This is a genomic window from Desulfovibrio intestinivivus (assembly GCF_053570665.1).
The window spans coordinates 384,543-410,575 of record NZ_JBRBQT010000001.1 but is presented as its reverse complement, the minus strand read 5'-3'; the positions used below and the strand labels follow the sequence as shown (position 1 = coordinate 410,575).

Here is a 26,033-nt window from a genome sequence, read left to right as displayed (position 1 = left end):
CCATAAGGAGAAATCATGAATTTAGATAACAGCACCGTCACGTTGTTTGAGGTCAGTTGGGAAGTCTGCAACAAGGTGGGGGGCATTTACTCTGTGGTCAGCAGCAAGGCACTGCAGGCTGTGGAGCAGTTTGGCGAGGACTATTTTCTCCTTGGCCCGTCCCTGGCGGAAAATGTGGGTTTTGAAGAAACGGACGAGAATATCTGGGATTCGCTACGCCTGGCATTTGCCACAAAGGATCTCAAATGCCGCATGGGCCGCTGGAATATTCCCGGTCGCCCCAAGGCCATTCTGGTGGATTTTGCCAAGCGTTATTCCAGCAACCAGCTTTTGTACGATCTGTGGAAAAATTACGGTGTGGATTCGCTTTCCGGCGGGTGGGACTATATTGAACCCGTCATGTTCGCCACGGCTTGCAGTGCGGTTATCGCGGCCATTCATGAAAGCCGGGTCGAACCCCTTGAGGGACGCAGCGTTGCCCTGTTCCACGAATGGATGTGCGGCGCGGGCCTGCTTTCACTCAAAAAAATGTCACCCGGCATAGGCACGGTATTCACCACCCATGCCACCATGCTCGGGCGGGCCATGGCCGGAACCGGGCGGGATATCTATTCCAACCTGCGCAGCATCAACCCCGCCAACGAGGCCGCAGCCCTGAACATCACGGCCAAGTGGTCACTTGAGGGGGCCAGCGCGCGCGAGGCGGACGTGTTCACCACCGTCAGCCCCATCACCGGGGAGGAATCCACGGTGCTGCTGGGGCGGCAGCCCGATGTCATCACCACCAATGGTCTGGATATGCGGGTTATCCCCGATTATTCCGTAGACCGTTCCCGCCCCGCTGAATACCGGGCGCGCATAGTGGAGGCATCCAACCGCTTTCTGCGTTGCGAACTGCCCGCCAACACACGTATTTTTGCCATTTCCGGCCGCTATGAAATGCACAACAAGGGCGTGGACATCTTTCTTGATGCCCTGGCAAAACTTGAGCAGAGCCTCGCGGGCACGGACGCTTCCATTCTGGCCCTGTGCCTTGTCATGGGCGGGCATACGGGCGTTAATGCCGCTGCGGTTTCTGGCGACCCCGAGGCCAACGATAACGGCCTGCCCTTTATCTGCACACATTTCGCCTGGAACGCGCCGCAAGATCCGATTCTCAATGCCTGCCATCGGTTGGGTCTGAACAACAGCCCGGAAAACAGGGTCAAGGTCATCTTTGTGCCAGCCATGCTCAATGGGGAAGACGGCTTTTTGAATATGCCCTACGATGATGTCATGTCGGCCTGCGATGTGGGTTGCTTCCCCTCCTGGTACGAGCCGTGGGGGTATACGCCGCAGGAAAGCGCGGCCTGGGCCGTGCCCACCATTACCACGGACCTTTCAGGTTTTGGCATGTGGGCGCGCACACAGTTGCAGGAGGGGGCCGCTGCGGCTAAAGGCGTGTGCGTTATGCCCCGCCGGGGCATGAACTTTGAGCAAAGCGCCACAGTGCTGCACGAGCATCTGATCCGCGCTGCCACCTGCGCAGTGGATGATTTGCCCCAATGGCGCGCGGAGGCGCGCGCGCTGGCAGAAAAATCATCGTGGCAGTTCTTTTTTGAAAACTACGTCAGAGCCTTTGAAATAGCCTTCAAAAAGGCCTCCACCCGGATTAACTGTGATTGCGGGCATGCGGCTCTGGCGAGGGTGCTTTCCACATCGTGTTCCGCTACGCCATTTTTGCGGCCCATAATGGCTGTTGCCGAGGTGCCGGAAGAGCTCTCCCGCCTGCGCGACATTGCCCGCAATGTGTGGTGGTGCTGGCACGACAAGGCCAAGGCACTGTTCATGGCCCTGAGCCCCTCCCATTGGGAAAGCTGGCGTAATCCGCTCAAGATGCTTGAGCAGGCCGACCCGGAGCGCTTCCGGGATCTGCTGGAAAATGAAGACTACATGAATCTTTACCGTGAGGTCGTCGCCAAGTTTGACGCCTACATGGCCGAACCCATCCGCTCGCTCAGCACGGATGTTACGCCAGAAGCCCCCATTGCCTATTTTTCCACAGAATACGGCCTGAGCGAATCCATCCCCATTTATTCCGGCGGGCTGGGCGTCCTCTCTGGCGATCATCTCAAGTCTGCCTCGGATATGGCTATCCCCCTGGTGGGCGTTGGTCTTTTATACAAAAATGGCTACTTCCGGCAGGATATAGACGCCGATGGGCGGCAGGTGGCTCAGTATCCCGTCAACAACTTCGGCCTCATGCCCATTTCGATGGTGTACGATGCGGACAACCAGCCGGTCTATGTGCAGCTTGAACTGCCGGGCCGTCTGCTGTTTGCAAGGGTGTGGAAGATGGCCGTGGGGCGCATAACCCTGTACCTCATGGATACTGACACCCGCCGCAACACGGACGAAGACCGCCGCATTACCGACAAGCTCTACGAGGCCAACCGCGAGGTACGCCTGTTGCAGGAAATGCTGCTGGGCATGGGCGGCATGCGGCTGTTGCGCACGATGCGCATAATGCCCAGCGTTTTTCATATGAATGAAGGGCATTCGGCCTTTATGGCCATGGAACGCCTCCAGGAATGCCTGAGCATGGGCATGAACTATGCCGAGGCAACTGTGCGGGTGCGCTCCAACACGGTGTTTACCACGCACACGCCCGTGCCTGCTGGCAACGAATCTTTTTCTTTGGAACTGATGGAACGGTATTTCAGCGGAATTGCCGCCAATCTTGGTTTGTCCTGGCAGCAGTTTGTGCAGCTTGGGCAGATAGAGGGCGGCAACAGCAATTCCTTTGAAATGACGGTGCTGGCTTTGCGGCATTCGTGCTGGGCCAATGGTGTGAGCCGTCTGCACGGCGTTGTTTCGCGCCATATGTGGAACAACCTCTGGAAAAGCCTGCCCGTGGCGGAAACGCCCATCGGGCACGTCACCAACGGTATTCATGTGCCGTCCTACGTGGGCAGCTGGATGCATGAACTGCTGCACCAGTATCTTGGTTCTGGCTGGATGCAGTCGCCTCCCGGTTCCGGCGTATGGGACAAGGTGGACCAGATTCCTGACGAGGCCTTCTGGGCGGCCCGCATGCACCAGAAGGAAGCCCTGCTTGACGATCTGCGCCGCCGGATCCCGGAATTTATCCAGAAGTTTCATCTGTCATCGGATGAACGCAAACACATGGAATCCATGCTCAAACCCGATACCCTCATCATCGGTTTTGCCCGCAGATTCGCCCCCTACAAGCGCGCCACGCTGATTTTTGCAGACCCGGACAGGCTGGCCCGCATACTCAGCAATACCAATCGCCCTGTGGTGCTGGTATTTTCCGGCAAGGCGCATCCAGCGGACGAGGCGGGCATCAACATGATTCAGGAAGTGCTGCGCATGTGCCGGGACGAGCGCTTTCTGGGCCGCATCTTCTTTGTGGAAAACTACAGTCTGGCTGTATCGCGCATTATGGCGCAGGGCTGCGATGTCTGGCTGAATACGCCGCGCAGGCCGCACGAGGCCTCGGGCACCAGCGGTATGAAACTGCCCGTCAACGGCGGCATCAACCTGAGTATTTCTGACGGCTGGTGGTGCGAGGGCTACAACCGCCAAAACGGCTGGACCATTGGCCCGGTGGTTTCCACAGAACTGCCCAGCAGCGAGCAGAATGACTACGCCGATGCCGAGGCCCTGTATTCACTGCTGGAAAACGCTGTTGTCCCCCTGTATTTTGAGCGCAATGCAGAAGGCCTGCCCCTGGAATGGATTGCCACGGCCAAGCGTTCGCTCAAAAGCCTTACGGCCATGTACAGCAGCAACCGTATGCTCAATGATTATATACGTCAGTTTTATCTGCGGGCAGCGCGCAGGCGCAACATGCTGCGCGACAACAACTGGGAGGCCTGCCGTGCGCTTGCCGCCTGGCAGAATGACTTGCCCGCGCGCTTTGGCACGGTCAAGGTGGACGAACTGACCATCAGCGGTGTGGAAAACAACACCATGGTCTGCGGCGAACCCGTGAGTGTGCAACTGCGCATGCACCTTGGCGAAATGAAGCCGCAGGAAATACTGGTGCAGCTTGTGATCGGGCAGGCGCTCATTAACGGCAGCTTCCGCGACAAGCCGGAAATCCTGCGCCTCGAGCCAAGAGCGGAAGAAAACTGCAAGGAATGCATGCGCTATACCGCAAGCTACATTCCAACGTTCAGCGGTCATTACCGATACGGTGTGCGCATCATGCCCGTGCATCCGGCACAGGCTTCGCCGCTGGAAACGGATAATATTCTCTGGGCCTAGGCGTTTTACCGCTCTTTGCGGCATGAAAGCATAGTTCTGCCGCGCTCCGTGTTTGATACGGGGCGCGGCAGTTTTTTTGCTGGGGGAGGGAGACGCCTGTATTGATGGCATTGCCAAGGCGTAAGGGGTGTCTTATGATTCAGCACTCTGCCCACAGCTAGGCGCGTGAATCCCTGCGCGGCCAGCACCACAACCTTGGGGAAATATATGATCTACCGATGCGCTATTTCGTCCCAGTTTTCTCAAGCACACCGCGTGGCTTGTCTGTCTGCCATCCTCGGTATGGCGTGTCTCATGCTGGTTGCCTGCGCTGGCAAAAAAACTGGCGAAGCTGACGGCATCCGCAGCACGGTAGTGGCGCTGGCTGCAAAAAAAGCAGCATTGCCGGAGGTTCCAGGACTCTCTGTCGCCTTGCTGCGCAAGGGGGAGGACACCCCCGTGTGTGCCGCCTTTGGCAATGCCTCGCTGGAAAACCCAACCCCCCTGACAACAGCTTCGCGGTTCAAAATAGGTTCTGTCACCAAGGTTTTTACGGCTACGCTTATCCATCGCCTCATTGAAGAGGGCAAGCTGGACTACAACACACCCATAAGTCGATTTTTCCCCACCTATCCCAACGGCAAGAATATTGCCGTGCGCAATCTGCTGGAGCATACGTCGGGCATGCCGGAAATGCTTGCCCTTGCGCAGGTACAGCAAAATTTTGTCCGTTACTGGTCAGCAGAGGAGCTCATTGCTATGGCGGCAAAGCAGCCGCCTCTGTTCCGGCCCGGTACGCGGCAGCAATATTGCAATACCGGTTTCCTCATGCTTGCTGTCATTGCCGAAAAAATTACGGGCCGCCCCTACGGGGAGCAGGTGCTCGACATGTTTGTGGGTAAGCTGGGCATGAAGTCTCTGCTGGTGGGAGTGGACGGAGCTGTGGTTCCCCGCTTGGCAAATGGTTACACTTCTAACGGGAGCGAAATGCAACTGCCCCTGGCAGCCAGTATTGCCATTGCCAAGGGCACAGGCAACCTTGAAGCCGCGCCGAATGATGTGGTGCGCCTTGTAAATCTTGATCGTGTGCTGAAAAACAACGTTCTTGAATCGTTGCCTCTCAGGCCTCTGGTTTTGCCTGATGGAAAGGAGGCCGTATCCATCTCAAAGAACAATCACTATGTCAGCAGTGAACTTGATGGTTGCACACTCTTTTTATTTAACGAATCCGGTATTGATCTGACAGGCAAGCTTGGATCATTCCCCGGCTTTGGATCGGCGTATTTTTATGACCGCCAGACAGGTTATGCCGTTGCTGTGAGCGTGAATAACGAAAAGGCCATTCCGCATGCCATAGCGCTGGGAGCGGAGATATTGCAGGCCATGAGGCAGCGGAGTGCGGAAACGGCACGTTGATCTGCGCTAACCTGGGCATCTGTCCTGCGAATGCTTGAAACAAGGATGCGGCTGTTCGAGAGAACAGCCGCATCCTTGAGTATCAGGCAACAATCCTCATTGCTGAGGATCATCCTGCTGCGCATTGCCAGTCATTTCTTTATAGAACACGCATCTGTTTCTGCCCAGTTTTTTGGCCGCATAGGTGGCCTTGTCTGCCTTATTGAACAGTTCGGCATAGGTCGTGCCGTCCCGTGGGCTGCACGCCACGCCAACGCTGGCGGTCAGGGTGAGGCATGAGTGCTGGTCGCAGCACTGGGTGTGCAGTTGTTCCACAAGTACGTGGGCGCGCTCGCGTATGCCAAGCAGCGACATCTTTTCTGTACAGAAAACCAGAAACTCATCGCCGCCGATGCGTCCCACAATGTCCACGCCACGGAAATTGCGGCGGATGATCTGGGCCATGTCAAAGAGGGCCTTGTCGCCCATGGCATGGCCGAAACGGTCATTGACGCCTTTGAAATTGTCAAAATCAACCATGAACATGGCGTAGAATTGCGGCAGGGGGGATTCGTGCGTTTCCAAAAATTGCGATACGGCTTTCTCCGTAGACATCTTGTTGCGCATGCCGGTGCCGCTGTCGCGCGTGGCCTGGGTGCGTAATTGCAGCTCCAGAGATTTTTGCTTGTCGATATCAGTAATAATGCCAATGGAGTAGATAGGGGAGCCCTGGGTATTGGCAATGTTGGAGGCCTCAATGCGAAACCAGCGGTATTCCCCTTCGGCATCACGCAACCGCGCCTCAAGGGTGCATTTGTGCTGGTGCGGCGCAAGGCGCACCTCTTTTTGAAAAGCCACCAGGCGTTCCTGATCGTCAGGAAACAGCGGGATGGCCGGGTCGTTCTCTAGGATATTGAAAACAGCTCCGAAGGTGTGCAGCCATTGGGCCGAACATGAAAAATAGCCGTTGACCAGATTTTGTTCAAATATGTTGATGTCGTGCTGTTCCAGAATAAACTGGTAACGTTCATCGGATATGCGCTTGGAAAGCGCCGCTTCTTTGTTGCGGGTAATGTCAAAGACAATGCTTTGTATGTACGATCGGCCGTGTTCAATGTTGACCACAGATCCTTTGTGGTACAGCCATATCAAGCCTCCGCTCTTGCTGCGGGTGCGGTATTCCACATCTATGGGCTGGCTGTTTTTCATCTGCTTGCGCATGGTGCGCAGCGTGGATTCACGATCTTGTTCATACACTGTGGCAGAAAAACTGTTGCCGTATGCTTTTTTAAATTCCGCCTCGGTAAAGCCGAGCATTTTTACATAATTGGGGCTGACAAAAAGGAATATGCCGTCAGGGCTGAAAAACTTGAGCACCCCGCCGGACATGCTGGTGATGATGGAGCGGTAATCCTCCTGCTGGCGGCGCAGCTTGCGGGAGGAATTGCGCTCGAGCAACAGCAGGAATGTAAGGATTATGCCAGCCAGAATGATCAACCGCCAGACAAGCTCGTTGGTGATGAGCGACTGTTTTGAAGCTGCCGCATTGCCTGCTTGCTGCGGAACAAAGGAAACCATGCGCCAGCCAAAACGTTCAACAGGCGTAGTGGCGATGAAAAGGCCCGTGGCTTTATCAAAAAAAGTCACGGACTGCTGTGCGCCATCTGCAAATTTTTGCCGCAATATGTCCGCAACATTCGGGGGAAGTCCGCATGCGGTGAACGAAGCAAAGAGGTCATCCATGGCCTTGCCGGGGGGCGGCGACCAAAAGAGAGGCTGGCCTGAATCGTCAAAAACCATGTTGTAGGTGTTGTTGCTGAACGCCCACGTTTCCATATTGGTTTCAATGGCTTCTGCCGGGAATTCGCTGATAAGAACCGCTTGTACACTGCCGTGGGCAACCAGCGGATTGGCAATGATCAGAACCCGTGGGCTAGTGGTGCCGCCAGCGGTGGCAACATGGGTCAAGCCCTGGCGTGCGCGTAAAAAGATCGGGTCGTTGCTGTAGCCTGTCTGCGCCCCTCCGCCGTCAAAGCCCTTGCCTTCAGCATCAACAATGCTGAAACGCCTTACGCCATGGGCGTAAAACAGGGGGGCAAGGCCGAGCACGTATTCCCTGCTGACGCGGTATTCCTGCTGGGCCAGATACTTGGTCATACCGCTCATTTCCATCATGCTGCTGCGAACAGCCTGATAAAAATTGTTGCCCGCGCGGGCGTTCACTTCGGCGAGGCGCGTAAGCGTAGTGGAAGAGATGTTTGATGTAACATCGCTTGCGTAATCATGAATAAAAAAAATGGGGGCAAGAAATAAGAGAACAAGAACGGCAAATGATATGAGAGGCTTGGAGATATCTGACATGTCTCATTATCCGTGGTGTTTGAACCAGGGTAGGCCGTTGAGACGAAAGAACCCCCTGGGCATTGCCCGGGAGTTTGTATCTGCACGGTGCTGCAAAAGAGCCGCTGAGTATCAGTTGCTGCCGCTCCAGCTGTGTCGGGGGAGTCTCTGTATCACTGCTAAAAGCCGGGAAAGGAAAAATTCTTCTGTCTGTACTTTTTCTGTTATGCGTTGGGAAGTGCCATTAGCATCAGTAGTCGTGATATTTTCTAGAGTTTACGTGCGGTTTCTAGATGTTGTCAACATATATAGTCTGGATAATGTTGTTTATTTGTAACGAATTATAACATAATGGATTAACAGTTAAAATATTGTTGAGGCCTCAGTTGCAATGGTGTGATGTGATCTGCCCCGTGTGCGAAAATCACATGTCAGCTTGGTAAAAACAGCAAAAGGCCCTGCACAAGCAGGGCCTTTTCTATACATAACCTACAGCAAAATATTTGCCTGGGCAGACCGCCGAGGCAGGCGCTCTTGGCTGTAGAATGGCTAACTAGGCAAGCTTGGAGAGCAGGGTTTCCTTGATGGAATCAATGCTGCCTTCGCCATTCAGTTCGATGTATTTGGTTTTGCCAGCGCCAGCGAGGTCTTTGTAGAAGTACGCGGCGGCCAGGGTGCCGTCGGTGGTGTTGTAGTAAATATCGTGACGCTTGTTGATGGCACCTTCGTCCTGGTCATCGGAGCGGCTGGAAAGCGCGCCGCCACAGACGCGGCAGACATCGCCGGTGGGCTTGATGGCGTCAATAAAGATGTTGTTGGGGTGGTTGTTGTTATTCTTGCAGAGGCGGCGGCCCATGATGCGGTTTTTGGCCACTTCGCGGGGCAGAAGAATCTCAACCACGTAGTCAAGCTGCATGCCTTCTTTCTGAAGGGCGTCCCACAGCTTCTGGGCCTGCACGGTATTGCGGGGGAAGCCGTCAAGCAGCCATCCCTGCTGACCCTTGGTCTTCAGGGTTTCCAGCACCATGGGAATGGTGATGTCATCGGGCACGAGGTCGCCGCGATCAATGTAAGCTTTGGCTTTTTTGCCCAGCTCGGTGCCGCCGCCGATGTGTTCACGGAAGATGGCCCCGGATTCGATGTGGGCGAGGTTGTACTTCTGCTTGATCAGGTCGCCCTGAGTGCCTTTGCCGCTGCCGTTGGGGCCAAAAATAAGGATATTCACGGGTACTCTCCTTGCCGGAACCGAGTTAGTTTGTGCAAAAAAGAACACAACTGGCACCCTATCCCCTAAAATAGGCCCTGTCAACGGGTGCTGGGAAGAATGCTCGACATGTTGCAGCCCCCCGGGCCGCTGCCTACCGAAAGAGCTTCCAGGTGCCTTCCACCACGCTGCCAAGCACATCCACAAAGCCCTGGGTGATGCCGCCAATGGTGTTGAGCAGCAGTTTGCCAGCGCCAATGGATGTTTTGCTGTTATCCAGGCTGCCGTAAAGGCGCATGGGGAATTCTGGAAGATTCTTCATGTTTACAGTAAAGTTGCAGTCAAGGGTTTCGTTGTTGAGGTCTATCCATCCGCCGCCGGTAACAGTGAGATCCTGCCCCTTGAGATAAAAATCACCACTTTTTGCAATGCCGTTGGTGATCGCACCGGAGCTGCCCGCAGCATCAAAGCGGGTGGGTTTGCCCTTGAGCTGGCCGTCTTTGTCGCGTGACTGGTAAAAGCCATTATGAACGTTGAAGCGCCATTTGCCGTTCAGACGTGCGGGCAACTGGTTTGCCCCTGTCAGTTCCGCGTCAACCTCGGAGCTTATGCTCGCGCGTCCACCAAGTGCAGCGCTGCCGCCGCGATCCTTGCTTGCTGCGGCAAGGTCAAAGCCCTCGATAGAAAGGGCATTGGCAAATCCCAGCCCTTTGTTGAAGCGCATTTCACCATGTGCAGACACGGGCGAGCCATAAAATTTGCCGCCCTGGCTTTCATAGCGCAGGGTTCCGTTCTCTATCTTGGCTTTAAGGCGCAGGTCATCGGTGCGCAGTTTCCACAGGGTGAGCTGACCAACGTGCGCTTCGCCCTCAGCGGAAAATGAGCGCATGAAGCGCAGATCCCACGGTTTGCTCTCGGCCTTTTTTTTGCTTTTGCCGCCATCTGCCTGCCCGGCGGCCTTGTCGCCCACGTAGCGGTCAAGATCAATTTGCGGAGCGGAGAGTTTGAACCGCAGGGCCAGCTCCTTGCGCCAGTCAAGGCTGATACTGCCTGAAATATCGTTTTGATCCACCTTGGCGCGGAACTCAGACAGCGCCAGGGATCCGCTGTCGCCCTTGAAGGCGGTGTCCAGCTCGATCCGGCGCAGGGGTTGGGGCACATTGGGGTTGGCAGCGCCCAGCAGGCGCAGTGTTTTTGTGCTGTCCGGGATAAAGGCGGAGACCTTGCCTTGCCAGACCATGCCGTCCTTGCCCATGCCCAGTTGTCCTGACCCGGAAATGTCCGCCCCAAGGGCGTTCACGTGCATGTCTGCGGCCGAAAGCTGGTTGCGCGCCGCCTGACAGCTGAATTTGCCGCTGATCTGTGCTTGCAGGCCCTCCGGCTGGAAGGATTTCCCAGGGCTGAGGCTCAGGCTGATGGTGCCGGGCAGGTTTTGAAAATCCATGTTGCCGCCGCCCTGTCCATCGCCGCTGAACCAGAGCCTGCCGTTGAGGTCCACGCTGGCGTCAATACCTTCATCGGCAATGGTAGCGGTCCACTGGCCTTCAAGGCCCAGACGGCTTTGCTCCCAGGCCGCCATGCGGGCTTTAAGACTCACATCAAGCGTTTTAAAGCCCACAGCGCCGGGGGAGGCCTTGCCGGGAATATTGTTCGGCGGGCGCAACTGGCCTTTTTCGGCCCGGGCGCTTACCGTGCCGCGCAACTTGCCTAGAAAAACATCCAGCTCCCGCCCCTGGCTCATGACGTCCACATCACCGCGCAGCTTGCCGCCGCTCACGGGCATGACCGGGAGGTCTTTTGCCAGATTTTCGCCGTTAACGTCACGCATGTGCAGGCGGATGGCGTAGGGGGTATCCGGGTGACCGCCCATGATGGTGTCGCCCTTGACGCTGCCGCCGTATAGAGTGCCGTCAACAATCAGCAGCGTGTCTTCAAAGTGGGTGACCTGGTCGACCAGCCCCTGCTTGATGACGACCAGCGCGTCGTTGATGACAATGGGGCCGTAGTTCACCCGGGTTGCAGCCAGTCGGATGTTGTAATCAAGACCGATTTCGCCGGGCACAACCGGTTTGCCGGGCATGGGAGTGAGCGGCCCGTGCCCGTACCTCGGTTCGGCAGGCAATACACCCACCGATTCGGGAATGGCACGCCCCAGATTCACAGTTTCGGCTTTGAGATCCAGCAGCAGTTCAGGCCTGGCCCAGCTCGCAACGCCGCCGGAACCCAAAAAGCGGCTGCCTGCGGCGGTTACGTCAATATGCGGAACGCGCAGCCCCCTGCCGTCCACAGAAAAATCAAGGGTGCCCAGGGTTACTTCGTCCAGTGCCACTTGAAGACCGGGCGCCAGATTACGGGCAAAGCCCAGCCATTCCGTCAGGCTTGCGCGCTGCAACTGCAGGCGGCCTTCAATACTGAATGTGTCTGGCCCGCCCAAGCGCAGCATGCCGTTGACGTTCACATCGTCCTGCTCAAGCCGCAGGCGCAGGTTTTCAAGGCTGATGCCCTGATCTTCCTTGTTGCGTTGGGCCACGGTGCCGGTCACGTGGGCAGGCAGCAGCACTTCATCCTTGCGCAGTTCGCCTTCAAGGTCGCTGGTCAGGCTCCAGCCATTGGCATCAGCCTTGAGCCCCAGAGCAAAGTTGAGGCGGGCCAGCCAGTTGGGCAGCTGTATTGTGCCCTTGACCGCCAGTTGCGGCGTTTTTGCCAGGGGGGCCGAGAGGTCTGTCTTGCCTTCCAGATTGAGGTGCTCAACCTTGGCTGGCGTTTGACCTTCTGGCTGAAGAATCGCTGTGGCGCAAAAAAAGTTGCCCTCAAGGCGTGTGCCCGAGGCGGTTTCCAGGTCGCATTGCAGTCCGTTGGCCGTCATTTGCGTTTTGTCCGCGCCGATGATGTCCACTTCGCCCTGTGAAACAGCCAGTCTGAACCGACCCGGCAAAATGCCCGGCAACAGGGCCGCGCTTCCAGTGCTGTCCCCGGCAAGCCGGGACAGCCACGACTGTATGGAATTCTGCGCAGGGGACTCTTGCGCGGCAACGCTTTGCGAGGGAACCTCCGCATCGGTTACGGCTGGGATCGTTGCATCCTGTGCCGGTGGAGTGTTGCCCTTTGCCGCTGTGGATGCGGCAGGCTGAGGGGCGGATTTTGGGGAGGTTTTTTGAGGTGTTCCGCTATTTACTGGCGCGGCCTGAGCTGCAACAGGCTGAGCGGTTTCGGCATTTTCAGGGAGCAGAAAGGGCAGGCTGAGCGCCACGGGCAGTTCGCCCTTGAGGCGGGGGCGCAGCAGGGTGATATTGCGGGGCAGCAGTTCGCCGCGCAGCAGCGCCAGAAAGTCGGGCCGGAGTGTGGCGTAGGCAACGGTAAAATTAAAGTTCTTGCCCTCCACTCGGGCATTGCTGACAGCCAGGGAGGGCAGCGGCAAAAGGGCCACATTGACCGATTCAACGGTAATATTCAGGCCGGTGCTGGCGGCAATCTGTTCAATATAATGCTGGGCCAGCGCCTCGGGATTGCGTTGCAATAGCCAAAAGACCGCTGCCGACATAGCCGACAGGGTTAACAGAAGCGCCAGAAAAATGCGCGTTATAAGACGAAGTCGGCCAGGGTTGAGCAGCATGTGCATTCTCGCGTCTTGACGCCTTGGGGCGTCAAGGCTAGGTTTTGAACCTATTGCAAATCGGGCCTGTTGGCAACTGCCAGGCATGAGATGCCAAGCACTGTGCGCAGTTAGCGCAGAACCACATTACTGTTGCCGGGGGCGCATGAAGCGGCTTTTGTGGATAGGCAGTCCTTTTTTCAGCGATGCCCTTTCTTCCTGCGGCTGGGATGCTGTGGCCCGGCACAATTTTGAGCATGCCGCCGTGTTTGGCTGGCATGATCTGGTGCGTATTGCGGGTTTTGAGCCAGACGTGCTGGTAGTGGCCGACAAAAGCCGCGCTCCCTATGTGCTTGGCGTAGAGGATTTTCCGTGCCTCACTGTGTTCTACAGCGTGGATTCTCACATCCATTCGTGGCAACCGTATTACGCTCAGGCTTTTGATGTCTGCATTGCGTCTTTGCGCGATCATTTGCCGCGTTTTGCAGGGGCATATCTGCCCGCAGATCGGGTGTGGTGGTCTCCCGCCTTTGCCTGGGCTCAGGATGCGCCCGAGCCGCAGACTGCCAAGGATATGGACTGCGTGTTTGTGGGCACGGTCAATGCCAATCTGCCGTGCCGCACGGCCTTTCTGGATAAGTGCCGTAGCGGATTGCCGGAATTGCAGATTGTAACCGGCTCCTACCGCCATTTATACGCAAGGGCGCGGGTGGTGCTGAACCACTGCGAGCACGGCGACCTGAACTTTCGGGTTTTTGAGGCCTTGGGCTGCGGCAGTTGCCTTGTGACCCCGCGCATTGGGCATGGGCTGACGGATATTTTTGCCGAGGGCGAGCACATGCTCTGCTATGGGGCGGATACGGCAGACAATGGCAGCATTGTGGATGCTGCAACCGCTGCTGGCGAGGCCGTGGCGCAGGTGCGCTATCTGCTTGAGCACCCGGATGTTGCTGCGCGCATGGGGCAGGCCGCGCTGGCCTGCATAGACGGAGGCCATAGGGCGGTGCACCGCGCAAGAGCTTTCAGCGACAAAGTGCGCGCCCTCCTGACCAGCGACCCGCAGTGCGTTGCGCGCCGCAGGGGCCGGGCAGTAGCCATCCGCAAGGATTGCCTGCGTTTGCCCTATCTGCATTGGGCCGAGGAGTTGCGCAGTACCGGGTTGAGCGAGGCCTATCTGGCGGCTGCCAAGGGAGAATTCGGGCTGACAGGGCGGGGATGAGCATTAAAAAAACGTTGAGAATGGGTATTCTCAACGTTGATGAGCTTTAATTCCTGCTGTTTCTTCCTGAAGAAGCGGGAATACCCACAGCCGGGTCAAAATGTAGATCCAGCGCCGGGTCTACGTCGGGCGCGCTGCTGACGTTCTGGGCGGGTTCATCAAAACTCAGATGCAGCAGAGGGTCTTGCGCTGGCTGCGGGGCAGGGCGGGGCGCAAGATGGGCGGCTCCCCTGGGGGAGAATGCTGCATCGGCTGGTTCCGTCACGTCCAGCGCGTCAAGGCGCGATTCCATAGAGCGCAGCAATACACGCATCTGGGCGTGTTCTTCATGCAGCGATCTGCAAAGTTTTTCCTGGCTGCGCAGCATGTGGTACAGCACAGCCAGTATTCCGAAGAAGCACAAAAAAATGAAAAGCATGATGGAAAACATGGCAGGCCTCCAAAAATACAAGCCGGGAAGGCCCGGCCAGCAGTTTTTATATACGTTCAACACTTCTTGGGCAAGGAGCTTTTATGGCCGCGCAACACATTGAACCGCATCTTGTAATGGCAGACGAGCGCGGCAATATCTATGATGATCCCGATCTGCTCATGGTTTGTCGGCGCGGCGCACAGTGGGGGCTGCCGCGCCCGGATGAACTGATTCCCCTGCCGGAAGAAAGTGAATTCTTTCTGCTGCCAGGGCGTCAGGCCGTGGGCCTTGATCCCGAAACCGGGCGCATCGCGCCCCCTGAGGGCGAGGCCCAGCTTGCCGTAGCGGCCTTTGCCGCACCCGGCTACACGCTTTCGGCCCATCCTGCCTATGAAAGCGGCGAAAACGCGCCCATGTTGCCATTGTTTGCCTATGGGGCCGTGGGGTTCGCCAGAGGGCGGTTCTATATCTGCGCCCGCCGGGTGGATACCGAACCCCGGCAGATTTTCAGCAATATTCCGCGTGGCCGTATTGAACTGGGTGCCCGCGCCCTGCTGCGCGATTACCCCAATAACAGGCTTATCCGGCATATTATGGATAACTGCGTGGCGCGCTACGATTGCCCTGCGGCCCGCAACTTTGCTCTGGGCCGTTACGAGGCTCCGTTGCCGTCGTCCCGCGCCTGCAATGCCAGCTGTATTGGCTGTATTTCCGCGCAGGAAAAGGATTCGCCCATTCAGTCAACGCCGCAGTGCCGCCTTGCCTTTACGCCCAGCCCGGAAGAGCTGGCCGAGGTCATGCGTGTCCATTCCGGGCGCGAAACCCGCACGCCCATTTATTCTTTTGGGCAAGGCTGCGAGGGCGATCCGCTTATGAATCCTGATCTGCTGGTGGAGAGCGTGCGCCAGTTCCGCGCGGGCGAAGGCCCAGGCACTGTCAACTGCAATACCAACGCCTCCCGGCCCGAGGCTGTGATCCGCCTTGCCGAAGCCGGGCTGACCAGCATGCGCGTGAGCCTGAACAGCGCACGGAGCGGCCTCTATGAACGCTATTACAGGCCATCCGGCTATTCCTTTGACGATGTGCGCACCTCCATTCGCGAGGCCCGCAGCCGTGGCATATGGGTTTCGTTGAATCTGTTGGTCTTCCCCGGCGTTACGGATACGGAAGAAGAACTGGACGCTCTGGCGCGTCTGGTGGGCGAAAACGGCGTGAGCATGATCCAGTGGCGCAACCTCAATATTGATCCCGAATGGTACTTCAAACTCATGAGCGGCGGCGAGGGGCAGCAGAAACTGGAACTCTCGCCCAGCATGGGGCTGACATCGTTCATGAAGCGCCTCAAGAAGCTCTGCCCCTGGCTGCGCTATGGCTATTTTAACCCCTATCTGGGTGCAAAGGCCGAACTTGCCGCGCCCATGCCGGGCGAATGGACCATGCCAGCCCCGCGCGCCAGAGAGGCGGCAATAGAAGATGGTCTGGACGCCGGGGCGGAAGAGGACTTGCGCAACGGATCAGACAGCGAATAATTAGCATATTTGACGGTTACATTTTCGGAGCCCTGCGAGTTGTGCGGGGCTCCGTTTTTTTTTCGCCTTTTTTAATTTTTGTGACCGATATCACAGTTTTTTCCTGCTGGCAGTGCTGAGGTGATGTTGCGCAGGGTGTGATTCCCGCGCAATCTGCCCGAAAATCAGCGGGCACAGACGGCAGGGATGCAGCAAAAAAAGTCTTGGTGATTCTTTCCCTTGACAGGAGAATCGAACATCCCTATCCATTTAGAAAATGAATTTCATTTTTAAATATGACGCAACGAAGGAGAATGTCATGAGTAAGGTACTGATTGTTTTTGGTTCCAGCACTGGCAATACGGAAAGCATCGCCCAGAAGCTTGAAGAACTGATTGCTGCTGGCGGGCACGAAGTCAAGCTGCTTAACGCGGCGGATGCCTCGGCAGAAAATCTGGCTGACGGCTACGATGCCGTGCTGTTTGGCTGCTCGGCCTGGGGCATGGAAGATCTGGAAATGCAGGACGACTTTTTGTCCCTGTTTGAGGAATTTGACCGCATCGGGCTGGCTGGCCGCAAGGTAGCCGCATTTGCTTCAGGCGATCAGGAATACGAACATTTTTGCGGCGCGGTGCCTGCCATTGAAGAGCGCGCCAAGGAACTGGGCGCGACCATCATTGCAGACGGGCTCAAGATGGAAGGCGATGCCTCCAACGACCCCGAAGCCGTGGCCTCGTTCGCCGAGGATGTGCTCAAGCAACTGTAAAAGTTTGCTGCGCACGGCGTTAAGCCTTTCGGCTGCGTCATATGGGCCCGCTGTGTTTCAGGTCAGTGTCATGTCTGCCCTGAAGCCAGCGGGCTTTTTTCTTTGCGTTCATCGTGCAGCGTTCTCCGTTTTTCGTGCTCAGGCTGTACCGGTGCGCAGACAAAACATTGCGCCTCTTGCCAAACCCTTACGTCGAGTGCAGAATTATTGTTCGCAAGAGCGAAACGTAGCGGACAAGCGAGGAGTTCATGGCAATTCTGGTTTGCGGCGGTGCCGGATATATCGGTTCCCACAATGTGCGCGCCCTTTTGGAGCGCGGCGAAACGCCTGTGGTGCTTGACAATTTTCTTACGGGCCATCGTGGTTCCGTTCCGCAGGATGTGCGCCTTTATTCCGGCGACATGCGTGATCCGGCATTGCTTGATGCCGTATTTTCAGAACAGCCCATTGAGGCCGTGATGCACTTTGCCGCCTGCTCCCTGGTGGGCGAGAGCATGGAGCAGCCGCTCAAATATTTTCAGAACAACATGCATGGCATGATGGTGCTGCTTGAAGCCATGGCGCGACACGGGGTGGACAAGATCGTGTTTTCGTCCACGGCTTCGGTCTATGGCGAACCTGATGTCGTTCCCATTCCTGAACACGCGCCTCTGCGTCCCACCAATCCCTATGGCGAAAGCAAGCTCGCCATGGAGCGCATGATGCACTGGGTGGGCAGGGCGCACGGCATACGTTCTGTTATCCTGCGCTATTTCAACGTGGCTGGCGCATGGCCTCAGGGCCTTATTGGCGAGGATCACAGGCCGGAAAGTCACCTTATCCCCATCATCCTTCAGGTGCCGCTGGGCAAAAGACCCCATGTCACCATTTTTGGCGATGATTATCCCACGCCGGACGGCACCTGCATTCGCGATTATCTGGATGTGATGGAGCTGGTCGACGCGCACCTGCGCGCCGTGGATTACCTGCGTGGCGGGGGCGGCAGCGAAGTGTGCAACCTGGGCAACGGCACGGGATTTTCTGTGCGGCAGATGGTGGAAGCTGCGCGCCGTGTGACCGGGCGCGACATCGCCGTCAGCATCGGCGCTCGCCGCCCCGGCGATCCGGCGCGGCTGGTGGCCTCCGCCCAGCGCGCCGCCGAGGTGCTGGGCTGGACAGCCCGCGCTGATATAGACAGCATCATCGCCTCGGCCTGGAACTGGCACTCGCGCAATCCAGAAGGTTTTGCCGAATAACACGCCGGTTTGCGCTGCAACTGTCTTGCGCCTGTCCGCTCTGTGGATGGGCGCTTTTTTGTACGGTGTGCCGGAAGGGCAGACCGTACATCCCCCTCGACATGATCGCCCTCGTGCTTATGTAAAACGTATGCGCTGCCTGCGCCGGGAGGAACCCATGCCCAGATTAGGACGAACGAGTTGTCTCCTTTTTTGCACATTCATGCTGTTGGCTCTGCTGCCGGGTCTGCCGTTGGCGGTCTTTGGAGCTTCGCCTACAGCTCCGGAGGTTTCGATGCAAAATACGTATCCCATGCCGCCGCTTTCAGGCCAGGAGGCGGACGTGCTGTTGCGCAAGGCCACAGAGCCGCCCTATACGGGCAAGTATGTCGATAGTCACGAGGCGGGCACCTATATCTGCCGCCAGTGCGGCATGCCGCTCTACCATTCGGACGACAAGTTCGAATCAGGCTGCGGCTGGCCCAGCTTTGATACGGCTGTGCCCGGCGCAGTGCGCCGTGTGCCCGATGCCGATGGCCGCAGGGTTGAGATCCTCTGCGCCAACTGCGGTGGGCATCTGGGGCATGTGTTTGAAGGTGAAGGATTTACAGAAAAAAACACGCGCCATTGCGTCAATTCGCTGTCCATGAGTTTTGCCCCTGCGGGCAGCGATGCGGAAAAAGCGGCTCTGGCGCGGCTGGCTGCCAAAAAGGAAACCTCCGCTGCCGGGGGCGCTCCGCTGGCGGCTACCGGGGCTTCAGGGCAGACTGCTGCCACTGGAGGATGCACGGCCACAGCCATTGTGGCTGGCGGCTGCTTCTGGGGAGTGGAAGACGCTTTTCAGAAAATACCGGGCGTGTGCGAGGCTGTATCGGGTTACACTGGCGGTCATACGGCCAATCCTACGTATGAGGATGTGTGCCGGGGAGATACAGGCCATGCGGAGGCCGTGCTGGTGCGATATGACCCCTCGCGCGTGAGTTACGAGCAGATTTTGCGCCGCTTTTTTGAAATTCACGATCCCACCCAGCTCAACAGGCAGGGGCCAGACTGGGGCGAGCAGTATCGCTCGGCGGTCTTTTATCAGGGCGCGGAGCAAAAGGCTGTGGTCGAAAAGCTGGTGGCGCGCCTGCGGGAGCTTGGCTACAAGGTGGTTACGCAGATTGCGCCCGCAGGGCCTTTTTATGAGGCCGAGGCTTACCATCAGGATTTTGCCCGCCGCACAGGGCGGGGCGTGTGCCACATGTCTGTGCCGCGCTTTTCGCAACGGGTGGATGGAACCCCGGTTAAGTAAAAGGTTTGGTGAGGGCAGCGGCCCGCTATTTTCGCCTGCTGCACGCAGACAGGCCCGTTTCAGGTGGCGGAGCGTTTGCTCTCCCTGAAACGGGCCTGAATTTTTTTGAATCTTTGCAGCTACCGCAGAATCTGGGCAGTGGAGGCGCAGGGCAGGCCAAAGGCTTCGGCCACGCCAGCAAAGGTGCACTGCCCATCCACCGTATTGAGGCCGCGTTCAAGGGCGATATTTTCGCGGCAGGCGCTCTTCCAGCCTTTGTCCGCCAGCTCCACGGCAAAGGGCAGGGTCGCGTTGGTCAAGGCATAGGTTGACGTGACCGGCACGGCCCCGGGAATGTTGGCAACGGCATAGTGGATGACGCCGTGCTTTTCATAGGTGGGTTCGTGGTGGGTTGTGGGCCTGCCCGCCGTGGTTTCAAACGAACCGCCCTGGTCAATGGCCACGTCCACCACCACGCTGCCGGGGCGCATGGTTTTGATCATGGCTTCTGTCACCAGTTTCGGGGCCATGGCGCCGGGAATAAGCACGGAGCCGATAACAAGGTCGGACTCCTGAACAGCCCCGGCAATATTGTATTCATTGGAAGCAAGGGTCTGGACGCGGGAAGAGAAAATGTCGCCCAGATAGCGCAGGCGGTTCAGATTGTTGTCCAGAATGGTAACTTCCGCGCCAAGGCCCATGGCCATCTTGGCGGCTTCCGTACCCACGGTGCCGCCGCCCACAATGGCGACCCTGGCGCGCTGCACGCCAGCCACGCCGCCCAGCAGCATACCCGCGCCGCCTGCCTGTTTAGTCAGGATATAGGAACCCATCTGCACGGCCATGCGGCCAGCGACTTCAGACATGGGGGCCAGCAGCGGCAGGCTGCGGTCCTTGGGCTGCACGGTTTCGTAGGCAAGGCCCACCACCCCGGAATTGAGCAGGGCGTCGGTGAGTTCCTTGTCCGCCGCAAGGTGCAGGTAGGTAAAGAGCAGCAAACCGGGGCGAAAATATTTGTATTCGCTGGGCAGTGGCTCCTTGACCTTCATGATCATTTCAGCCTTGGCCCACACATCGCCCACTGGCAGCAGACTCGCGCCAGCCTTGGCAAATTCGTCATCGCCAATGCGGCTGCCAAGCCCTGCGCCGCTTTCTACCAGAACCTTGTGCCCGTGGTCAGTGAGCGTCTTGACCCCGGCGGGCGTGATGCCCACGCGGTATTCATCGGCCTTGATCTCCTTGGTGACGCCAATAATCATGGATAGTCCTCGCAAGCTTATGGTTGTGGCGAAACCGGCAATGCCGGTCACGCGGGGGCATGCTTCTTCCATGGTCTGGGGCGCAGGGGGGATGACGCCTTGCGGGCGGCCTGATCCGCCCGATATGAAACCGTATATTTTTTCCCGTTTATCAGCAATAAAATTGCGATGTTTTGCGGTGTCTTCTTACAGGCAATCGCACAAGGTGCGTTCCCGCAATGATTTGAGCCGGATGCCGCCGTTGAGGATTTCGCCCCGCAGTTCGCGCAGACGGCGATCCATATCCGGGGGAAGATTTTTGCCAGCCGCAGCCTTGAAAGGCTCCATGGGGGTAATGTCCACACCGCCGTTTTGCAGGTCGCGTACGAGGATTTCCTTGCCTGCAAAGTGGCCGGATGCCGTAGCGGCTATGATGTCGTACACGGCCTTGTTGGGGTGCTTGAGGATGGAGGTGAGCACATGGCCGGGCAGCAGGTTGTCCTTGTCGGTGTTCAGGCCCACGGCATAAGCGTTGCGCGCTTTAACCTCCTGCAAGGCAGGGCCATTGCCCATGCCGCTTGCCAGCACCAGGATGTCCGCTCCCTGATCGAGCAGGTTTTTCGCTGCGGCGCGGCCAGCCTCCGCATTGGCGAATGAGCCTGTAACCACGTTGATGACACGCACTTCAGGATCAATCACACGCGCGCCCTCGGTGAATCCTCCCAGCAGGGAGCGCATGGCGGGGCAGTCCTCACCCGTTATCCAGCCAATAATCTTGCGTCCGCTTATGCCGGGCATGGCGGTCTGGCGCGCAAGCATGGCCGCAGCCGCCCCGGCAAGATAGGCAGCCTGCTCATCGGCAAAGGTAACGGACATTATATTGGGCGCGCGGATGCCGGCATCAATGCAGCCAAACATGGTGCGGCGAAAGTTTGCGGCGTTGTTGCGCAGCACTTCGTGCAGGCCGTTGGAGGCCACCAGCACAAGATCATTGTTGCCCGCAGCCGTGCGGAGCATCTCCTGAAGCGCCGCCTCGTCGTAGCCCGGCTGGGCGGTGATCACAGAGGCCTTTATGCCCAGCTCGCGCTCGGCCTGCCTCAGGCCGTCAACAAGGCTGTCGTTCCAGTCGTTGTCGCCCGTGGGTGTTTCAAGCAACAGGGCCACGCGCAAGGGGCCTTGCGGCTTTTCGGCACCAGCGCAATGGGCGGGCTGAGAAAAGCCAAGGCAAAGGAAGAGCAGAAGTGTCAGCATAAGGGGCACGGGGCGGAGTGGGAACATGGATTTTCCTTGGAGTGAATGTGCGGGCAGCGGGAGCTTTTTTTGGGGTTTTTGGCAGGCAGACCACGCCTTTTTCGCCATGCGCAATATATCGCTGTGGCTTTTGCGGCGCAAGGACATCTGCTGGCAGGCTCTGCGCAAATAAATACAAATTTTTTTTATGTGTTTAATTTTTTAATGAGGTTGAACACCGCAAATTATATCCATCCAGTTTAATTTAACTTATTTTGTTGTTGTCAGCAAAATTTATAGTTTGATTAATCAAACAACTTGGCGTACACATCTTGACTTGCGAATGTGAAATAAATAACGTGTTGCTTGTGAACAAAGTAACATGAAGCGCAGGATTGTTATTGCGATAATTCTGCTGAAATTATTGAAAATTATTGCAAGGAAGGTTCCCATGTCTGTTGATGCACAGCCCCGCTGGTTTGATGCCCAGGCCATTGGCACAGCTCTGGAAAGGGAAACAGCACCTGACGCCGCAGAGCTTCGGGATATCCTCAACAAGTCGCTCGAATTGCAGCCGCTGTCCATGGCGGAAACGGTCGCCCTCATGCGTGTGCAGGACGGCGTGGGCGTTGGCCGCATTATGGCAGCCGCCGATGAAGTCAAGCAAAAGGTTTACGGCGACCGCATTGTGCTTTCCGCGCCCCTGCACATCTCCAACCACTGCGGCAGCGAATGCCTGTACTGCGCCAATCGCAAAAGCAACAAGGCCGTTGAGCGCAAGTACATGACCTCGCCTGAAATGCGCGAGGCAGCCCTCAAGCTTATCCGTCAGGGGCACAAACGTATTTTCCTTGTCAGCGGGCAGTTGCCCAATGCCGATATTGAATATCTGGCCGAGGCCATCAGCATCCTGTACACAGCCTTTGACGGCGTGGGCGAAGTGCACAGCGTCAACGTGAACGTGGGCGCTCTGGAATCGCACGAGTATGCCGCCCTGCTGGAATCGTATGTGGGAACCGTGCTGATCTATCAGGACACCTACCACGAGGCCAGTTATCGCGCGGCCCACATCTCTGGCCCCAAGAGTGATTACTACGCCCGGCTGAACGCCGCAGATGTTGCCTTTCAGGCGGGTGTGCCGGACGTGGGCGGTGGCCTGATGCTGGGCCTTGGCCCCTGGCAGTATGATCTGCTGGGTATCGTGCAGCATCAGGCGCATTTGCTGCGGGCCTATGACACAGGCTGCCGCACCCTGAGCCTGCACCGCATGCGTTGCGCCCCCGGCAGCAACATGCAAACGCCCCATCCCGTAAGCGATGCCGACTACCTGCGCTGTGTGGCAATTGCCCGGCTGGCGGTTCCCTACGCTGGCATCATCCTGACCACCAAGGAACCTGCGGGCCTGTGGCGCGATGGCTGTAGCGCGGGCGCTTCGCAACTGCTCACAGGCAGCGTTGCCAACCCCTACGGCAACTGGATTGACAATCCCGAGCACAAGGTTCCCTTCCCCATTGGCGAAGACTGCCATGTGGATGAAGTGGTGCGTTTTTTGCTGGAAGAAGCCCGCCATCTACCGTCATTTTGCGCGGCCTGCCCCCGGCTGGGTCGCACGGGCGAAGAGTTCCTTTCCATGGTGCGCGAATGCGGCATGAAAAACCAGTGCGGCCCCAACTCTGCCGCGTCGTTCCTGGAATTTCTGCTGCACTACGCCACGCCCTACACGCGCATGATTGGCGAACAGCTGTTGGCCGAAAAAATGGACAGGATGACCACGGGTGAGCTTGGCGCGGCCAAAAGGTTGCTGACCAAGGTGCGCGCTGGCCGCATTGACGAATTCATCTAACAGAGCGCTTGCAGATAAAACCCTCAACGGCAAGCGTACTCTGTTGTTAACGCAAAAAGGCGGGCGTAAAGCCCGCCTTTTTGCGTGTTGACAGCGTCAACACAATCGGAAATCAGGAGCCGGTTGCGGCTTTGCCGCACCGATGAGCGACTGGTTTCCGTGTATTCCGCCCGGCGGCTTTGCTGACCCTGGCGGCGCAAATGCCGCAAAGCGGCGTTTGATCAGTATCAGTCGGGCATAAAGCCCGCCTTTTTGCGTGTTGGCGTTGTCAGGTTGTGTCAGCAGACAGCTCAGCCCCGAACAGCCCCGCCGCCTAAGTAAAGAAAAACCAGGTCAGCAGAGCAAACAGCGGCACAAGAATGCCGAGCGACCACAGAATGTAGCCGAAAAATCCGGGCATACGTACGCCCTGATCTTCCGCAATGGCCCGCACCATAAAGTTGGGCGCGTTGCCTATGTAGCTGCATGCGCCCATAAAGACCGCGCCAGCGGAAATGGCCGCCAGAGTTTCGGGCATATGGTGCATGAGCGTTTGCGCATCACCGCCCGCTGTGTTGAAAAAGACCATGTATGTAGGGGCGTTATCTAGAAAACTGGAAAGAATGCCCGTCAGCCAGAAGTACATGGCATTAACCGGCTGCCCATCGCGCGAGACCAGCTCCACCAGCGGGGCCAGCGCGCCGGAGGTTCCTGCCTTGAGAATGGCCATGGCCGGAATCATGCTGACAAAAATACCAAAGAACAGTTGAGCCACTTCTTCAATGGGCCCCCATGTAAAGCCGTTCAATTCACGGCATCTGCGGCTGGTATAGCGCATGGAAAGCCACGCCAGGAAGAGCAAGGCGGCATCGCGCAGCACATTTTGCGCTTCCAGCGGCACCCCACCCACCGTGGCGATTGTTCCCAGCGGGAACAGACCGGAAAGCAGCACGGCAGTCACCACGCCCAGCAGAAACAGCAGGTTGATCTTGCCGTCCAGTCCGAGTTTTTCCTTGGACATTACCTGCCCCAGCTTCGCGGGCGCGCCGTCAGCAGGGCTGGTCGGCGGTACGGGGCGGCCTTCCTTGTTATAAAGCACCATGTCCAGAACAAAATAGATTGCCAGCAGGGCCGTGGACAGGCTCAGGGTTTTCAAAAACAGGTGCGAGGTAGTCCAGAAAAAGTCCACGCCCTTCAAAAAACCCAGAAACAGCGGCGGATCGCCCAGGGGCGAGAGGGAACCGCCGATGTTTGCCACCAGAAAAATGAAAAATACCACAGAATGCACGCGGTACTTGCGGTGCGCATTGGCCCGCAGCAACGGGCGTACGAGCAGCATGGCGGCTCCTGTGGTGCCCATCCAGCTTGCCAGCACGGTTCCTATGGCGAGAATTCCCAAATTCACTGGTGGAGTGCCTGTGAGGGAGCCTTTAAGGCGTACCCCGCCCGCAACCGTGTACAGCGAAAAAAGAAGTACAAGGAAAGGCACGTAATCCAGCAGGATGATGTGGCAGAATTCATAGAAGGTCACGCCTGGGCCATAGGCCGCAAGGCATGGGACAAGAAAGGTGAGCGCCCAGAAAATGGAAATCTTGCCCCGGTGATGTTCCCAGAAAATATGGGCGGTCAGAGGCAATATGGCTATGGAAAGCAGCATGCCCGCAAAAGGGATGATCCACCATGCGGAGAGGGTGCCGGGAACTGTAAGATGGTCGGCGGCGGCAAGAGCCGTGTAGGGAGTAAGCAGCAGTGCGCTCAGAGCATATGCAGAGAGGCGGAGTAGATTCATGTTGCTCCTGAAAAAAGTGAATGGATTGCAGGCCAATAAGGAAAATAGGCCAAGACTAGTGTGTTGAATATACCCTAATTGGCATTGCCCGTCCATCCCGGCAGATCGGCGCACTTGCCTGAAAGGCCGTTTTCTGCCACACAAGGGCAGCAATCAATTACAATGTGTAAGGAATCAGCCATGCCCAAAGAACCTACGGCACGGCGTAAGGCCCGCTTTCTGGAAGTGCTGAGTCACCGCCAGCCGGACCTTACGCTGGTGCTTGCCAATATTCACGACCCGCACAACGTTTCGGCCATTTATCGCTCGTGCGATGCTTTTGGCGTCAGCCGTGTGCACCTGTATTACACCAATACGGCTTTTCCCGCGCTGGGGCGCAAGACCTCTGCTTCTGCACGCAAGTGGGTGGAAAGCGTGCGCCATAAAACCAGCGAAGACATGCTTGCCGACCTGCGCGGTCAGGGCATGCAGGTGCTTGCCACTTCGTTTACAGAAAAGGCCCGCCCCATGCGGGAATGGGATTTTACCCGCCCCACGGCAGTGATTATGGGCAACGAGCATAGCGGCGTTGAGCCGGAACTGCTGGCCGCCGCCGATGGCGAGCTGTACATACCCATGTACGGCATGATCCAGAGCTTCAACGTGTCTGTGGCTTCGGCCATTATTCTTGCAGAAGCAGCCCGCCAGCGCGAGGCCGCAGGCATGTACGCCACCCCGCGCTTTGATGAGGCAACTCTCGCAACCCGTCTTGGGGAGTGGCTGGAAAAATAGAGATAGCCC

Annotated in this window: 17 protein-coding genes; 10 read left to right on the top strand and 7 right to left on the bottom strand. The window is 57.4% G+C overall.

Going from position 1 to position 26,033, the window contains the following annotated elements:
* Positions 1-15 precede the first annotated feature (15 nt).
* Entirely contained in the window at positions 16-4,272 is a 4,257-nt protein-coding gene (glgP, locus tag ACUZ9P_RS01695; RefSeq protein WP_449248391.1) for an alpha-glucan family phosphorylase, read from the top strand.
* A 207-nt stretch (positions 4,273-4,479) separates the two neighbouring features.
* Entirely contained in the window at positions 4,480-5,667 is a 1,188-nt protein-coding gene (locus ACUZ9P_RS01690; protein WP_449248390.1) for a serine hydrolase domain-containing protein, read from the top strand.
* Between the two features lie 96 nt (positions 5,668-5,763).
* On the opposite strand, the gene ACUZ9P_RS01685 is transcribed toward ACUZ9P_RS01690, so the two are convergent.
* From ACUZ9P_RS01685 to ACUZ9P_RS01675, 3 genes are all read right to left on the bottom strand, one after another.
* Entirely contained in the window at positions 5,764-8,007 is a 2,244-nt protein-coding gene (locus tag ACUZ9P_RS01685) for a sensor domain-containing diguanylate cyclase (RefSeq protein ID WP_449248389.1), read from the bottom strand.
* Between the two features lie 532 nt (positions 8,008-8,539).
* Complete coding sequence (locus tag ACUZ9P_RS01680; RefSeq protein WP_298994517.1) at positions 8,540-9,211, bottom strand: adenylate kinase; 672 nt, start codon at positions 9,209-9,211, stop codon at positions 8,540-8,542.
* 133 nt (positions 9,212-9,344) lie between these two features.
* Positions 9,345-12,803, bottom strand: coding sequence for a hypothetical protein (locus ACUZ9P_RS01675; protein ID WP_449248388.1), 3,459 nt, complete (start codon positions 12,801-12,803; stop codon positions 9,345-9,347).
* Between the two features lie 145 nt (positions 12,804-12,948).
* Between ACUZ9P_RS01675 and ACUZ9P_RS01670 the strand changes: the two genes are divergently transcribed.
* A complete protein-coding gene (locus tag ACUZ9P_RS01670) occupies positions 12,949-14,001 on the top strand; it encodes a glycosyltransferase family protein (RefSeq protein WP_449248387.1) in 1,053 nt (350 codons plus the stop codon).
* Positions 14,002-14,047: 46 nt separating this feature from the next.
* Here ACUZ9P_RS01670 and ACUZ9P_RS01665 read toward each other — a convergent pair whose 3' ends face one another.
* Entirely contained in the window at positions 14,048-14,431 is a 384-nt protein-coding gene (locus ACUZ9P_RS01665; RefSeq protein ID WP_298994530.1) for a hypothetical protein, read from the bottom strand.
* Positions 14,432-14,514: 83 nt separating this feature from the next.
* On the opposite strand from ACUZ9P_RS01665, the gene ACUZ9P_RS01660 reads away from it, so the two are divergent.
* The 4 genes from ACUZ9P_RS01660 to ACUZ9P_RS01645 all read left to right on the top strand — a co-directional run bounded on the left by ACUZ9P_RS01660 (position 14,515) and on the right by ACUZ9P_RS01645 (position 19,195).
* A complete protein-coding gene (locus ACUZ9P_RS01660) occupies positions 14,515-15,942 on the top strand; it encodes a radical SAM protein (RefSeq protein WP_449248386.1) in 1,428 nt (475 codons plus the stop codon).
* Between the two features lie 298 nt (positions 15,943-16,240).
* Positions 16,241-16,687: a flavodoxin gene (locus tag ACUZ9P_RS01655; protein ID WP_298994539.1), complete on the top strand. Its 447-nt coding sequence runs from the start codon at positions 16,241-16,243 to the stop codon at positions 16,685-16,687.
* A gap of 248 nt (positions 16,688-16,935) precedes the next feature.
* The gene (galE, locus tag ACUZ9P_RS01650; protein WP_449248385.1) at positions 16,936-17,922 is read left to right on the top strand and encodes a UDP-glucose 4-epimerase GalE; all 987 of its coding nucleotides are present in this window, start codon (positions 16,936-16,938) and stop codon (positions 17,920-17,922) included.
* Positions 17,923-18,196: 274 nt separating this feature from the next.
* On the top strand, positions 18,197-19,195 hold the full coding sequence (locus ACUZ9P_RS01645) for a bifunctional methionine sulfoxide reductase B/A protein (protein ID WP_449248384.1): 999 nt from the start codon (positions 18,197-18,199) through the stop codon (positions 19,193-19,195).
* 119 nt (positions 19,196-19,314) lie between these two features.
* Here the strand turns inward: ACUZ9P_RS01645 and ald are convergent, their stop codons facing one another.
* Together ald and ACUZ9P_RS01635 are read right to left on the bottom strand one after the other, a co-directional pair.
* Entirely contained in the window at positions 19,315-20,433 is a 1,119-nt protein-coding gene (gene ald / locus ACUZ9P_RS01640) for an alanine dehydrogenase (RefSeq protein ID WP_449250222.1), read from the bottom strand.
* A gap of 186 nt (positions 20,434-20,619) precedes the next feature.
* On the bottom strand, positions 20,620-21,690 hold the full coding sequence (locus ACUZ9P_RS01635; RefSeq protein WP_449248383.1) for a BMP family lipoprotein: 1,071 nt from the start codon (positions 21,688-21,690) through the stop codon (positions 20,620-20,622).
* Between ACUZ9P_RS01635 and ACUZ9P_RS01630 the strand changes: the two genes are divergently transcribed.
* On the top strand, positions 21,689-21,835 hold the full coding sequence (locus ACUZ9P_RS01630) for a hypothetical protein (RefSeq protein ID WP_449248382.1): 147 nt from the start codon (positions 21,689-21,691) through the stop codon (positions 21,833-21,835). The genes ACUZ9P_RS01635 and ACUZ9P_RS01630 overlap by 2 nt on opposite strands.
* 258 nt (positions 21,836-22,093) lie before the next feature.
* Positions 22,094-23,485: a radical SAM protein gene (locus tag ACUZ9P_RS01625; protein ID WP_449248381.1), complete on the top strand. Its 1,392-nt coding sequence runs from the start codon at positions 22,094-22,096 to the stop codon at positions 23,483-23,485.
* 313 nt (positions 23,486-23,798) lie between these two features.
* Here ACUZ9P_RS01625 and ACUZ9P_RS01620 read toward each other — a convergent pair whose 3' ends face one another.
* Positions 23,799-25,253 (bottom strand): sodium:proton antiporter, encoded by a 1,455-nt coding sequence (locus ACUZ9P_RS01620; RefSeq protein WP_449248380.1) that lies wholly within the window; start codon positions 25,251-25,253, stop codon positions 23,799-23,801.
* A 180-nt stretch (positions 25,254-25,433) separates the two neighbouring features.
* On the opposite strand from ACUZ9P_RS01620, the gene ACUZ9P_RS01615 reads away from it, so the two are divergent.
* Positions 25,434-26,024: a TrmH family RNA methyltransferase gene (locus tag ACUZ9P_RS01615; RefSeq protein WP_298994558.1), complete on the top strand. Its 591-nt coding sequence runs from the start codon at positions 25,434-25,436 to the stop codon at positions 26,022-26,024.
* The last annotated feature ends 9 nt before the right edge of the window (positions 26,025-26,033 follow it).

Excerpts from the sequence above, each read along its gene's own strand:
- glgP (WP_449248391.1), top strand. The coding sequence starts at position 16 with ATGAATTTAGATAACAGCACCGTCACGTTGTTTGAGGTCAGTTGGGAA.
- ACUZ9P_RS01690 (WP_449248390.1), top strand. The coding sequence starts at position 4,480 with ATGATCTACCGATGCGCTATTTCGTCCCAGTTTTCTCAAGCACACCGC.
- ACUZ9P_RS01685 (WP_449248389.1), bottom strand. The coding sequence starts at position 8,007 with ATGTCAGATATCTCCAAGCCTCTCATATCATTTGCCGTTCTTGTTCTC.
- ACUZ9P_RS01675 (WP_449248388.1), bottom strand. The coding sequence starts at position 12,803 with ATGCTGCTCAACCCTGGCCGACTTCGTCTTATAACGCGCATTTTTCTG.
- ACUZ9P_RS01670 (WP_449248387.1), top strand. The coding sequence starts at position 12,949 with ATGAAGCGGCTTTTGTGGATAGGCAGTCCTTTTTTCAGCGATGCCCTT.
- ACUZ9P_RS01665 (WP_298994530.1), bottom strand. The coding sequence starts at position 14,431 with ATGTTTTCCATCATGCTTTTCATTTTTTTGTGCTTCTTCGGAATACTG.
- ACUZ9P_RS01660 (WP_449248386.1), top strand. The coding sequence starts at position 14,515 with ATGGCCGCGCAACACATTGAACCGCATCTTGTAATGGCAGACGAGCGC.
- ACUZ9P_RS01655 (WP_298994539.1), top strand. The coding sequence starts at position 16,241 with ATGAGTAAGGTACTGATTGTTTTTGGTTCCAGCACTGGCAATACGGAA.
- galE (WP_449248385.1), top strand. The coding sequence starts at position 16,936 with ATGGCAATTCTGGTTTGCGGCGGTGCCGGATATATCGGTTCCCACAAT.
- ACUZ9P_RS01645 (WP_449248384.1), top strand. The coding sequence starts at position 18,197 with ATGCAAAATACGTATCCCATGCCGCCGCTTTCAGGCCAGGAGGCGGAC.
- ald (WP_449250222.1), bottom strand. The coding sequence starts at position 20,433 with ATGATTATTGGCGTCACCAAGGAGATCAAGGCCGATGAATACCGCGTG.
- ACUZ9P_RS01630 (WP_449248382.1), top strand. The coding sequence starts at position 21,689 with ATGGATTTTCCTTGGAGTGAATGTGCGGGCAGCGGGAGCTTTTTTTGG.
- ACUZ9P_RS01635 (WP_449248383.1), bottom strand. The coding sequence starts at position 21,690 with ATGTTCCCACTCCGCCCCGTGCCCCTTATGCTGACACTTCTGCTCTTC.
- ACUZ9P_RS01625 (WP_449248381.1), top strand. The coding sequence starts at position 22,094 with ATGTCTGTTGATGCACAGCCCCGCTGGTTTGATGCCCAGGCCATTGGC.
- ACUZ9P_RS01620 (WP_449248380.1), bottom strand. The coding sequence starts at position 25,253 with ATGAATCTACTCCGCCTCTCTGCATATGCTCTGAGCGCACTGCTGCTT.
- ACUZ9P_RS01615 (WP_298994558.1), top strand. The coding sequence starts at position 25,434 with ATGCCCAAAGAACCTACGGCACGGCGTAAGGCCCGCTTTCTGGAAGTG.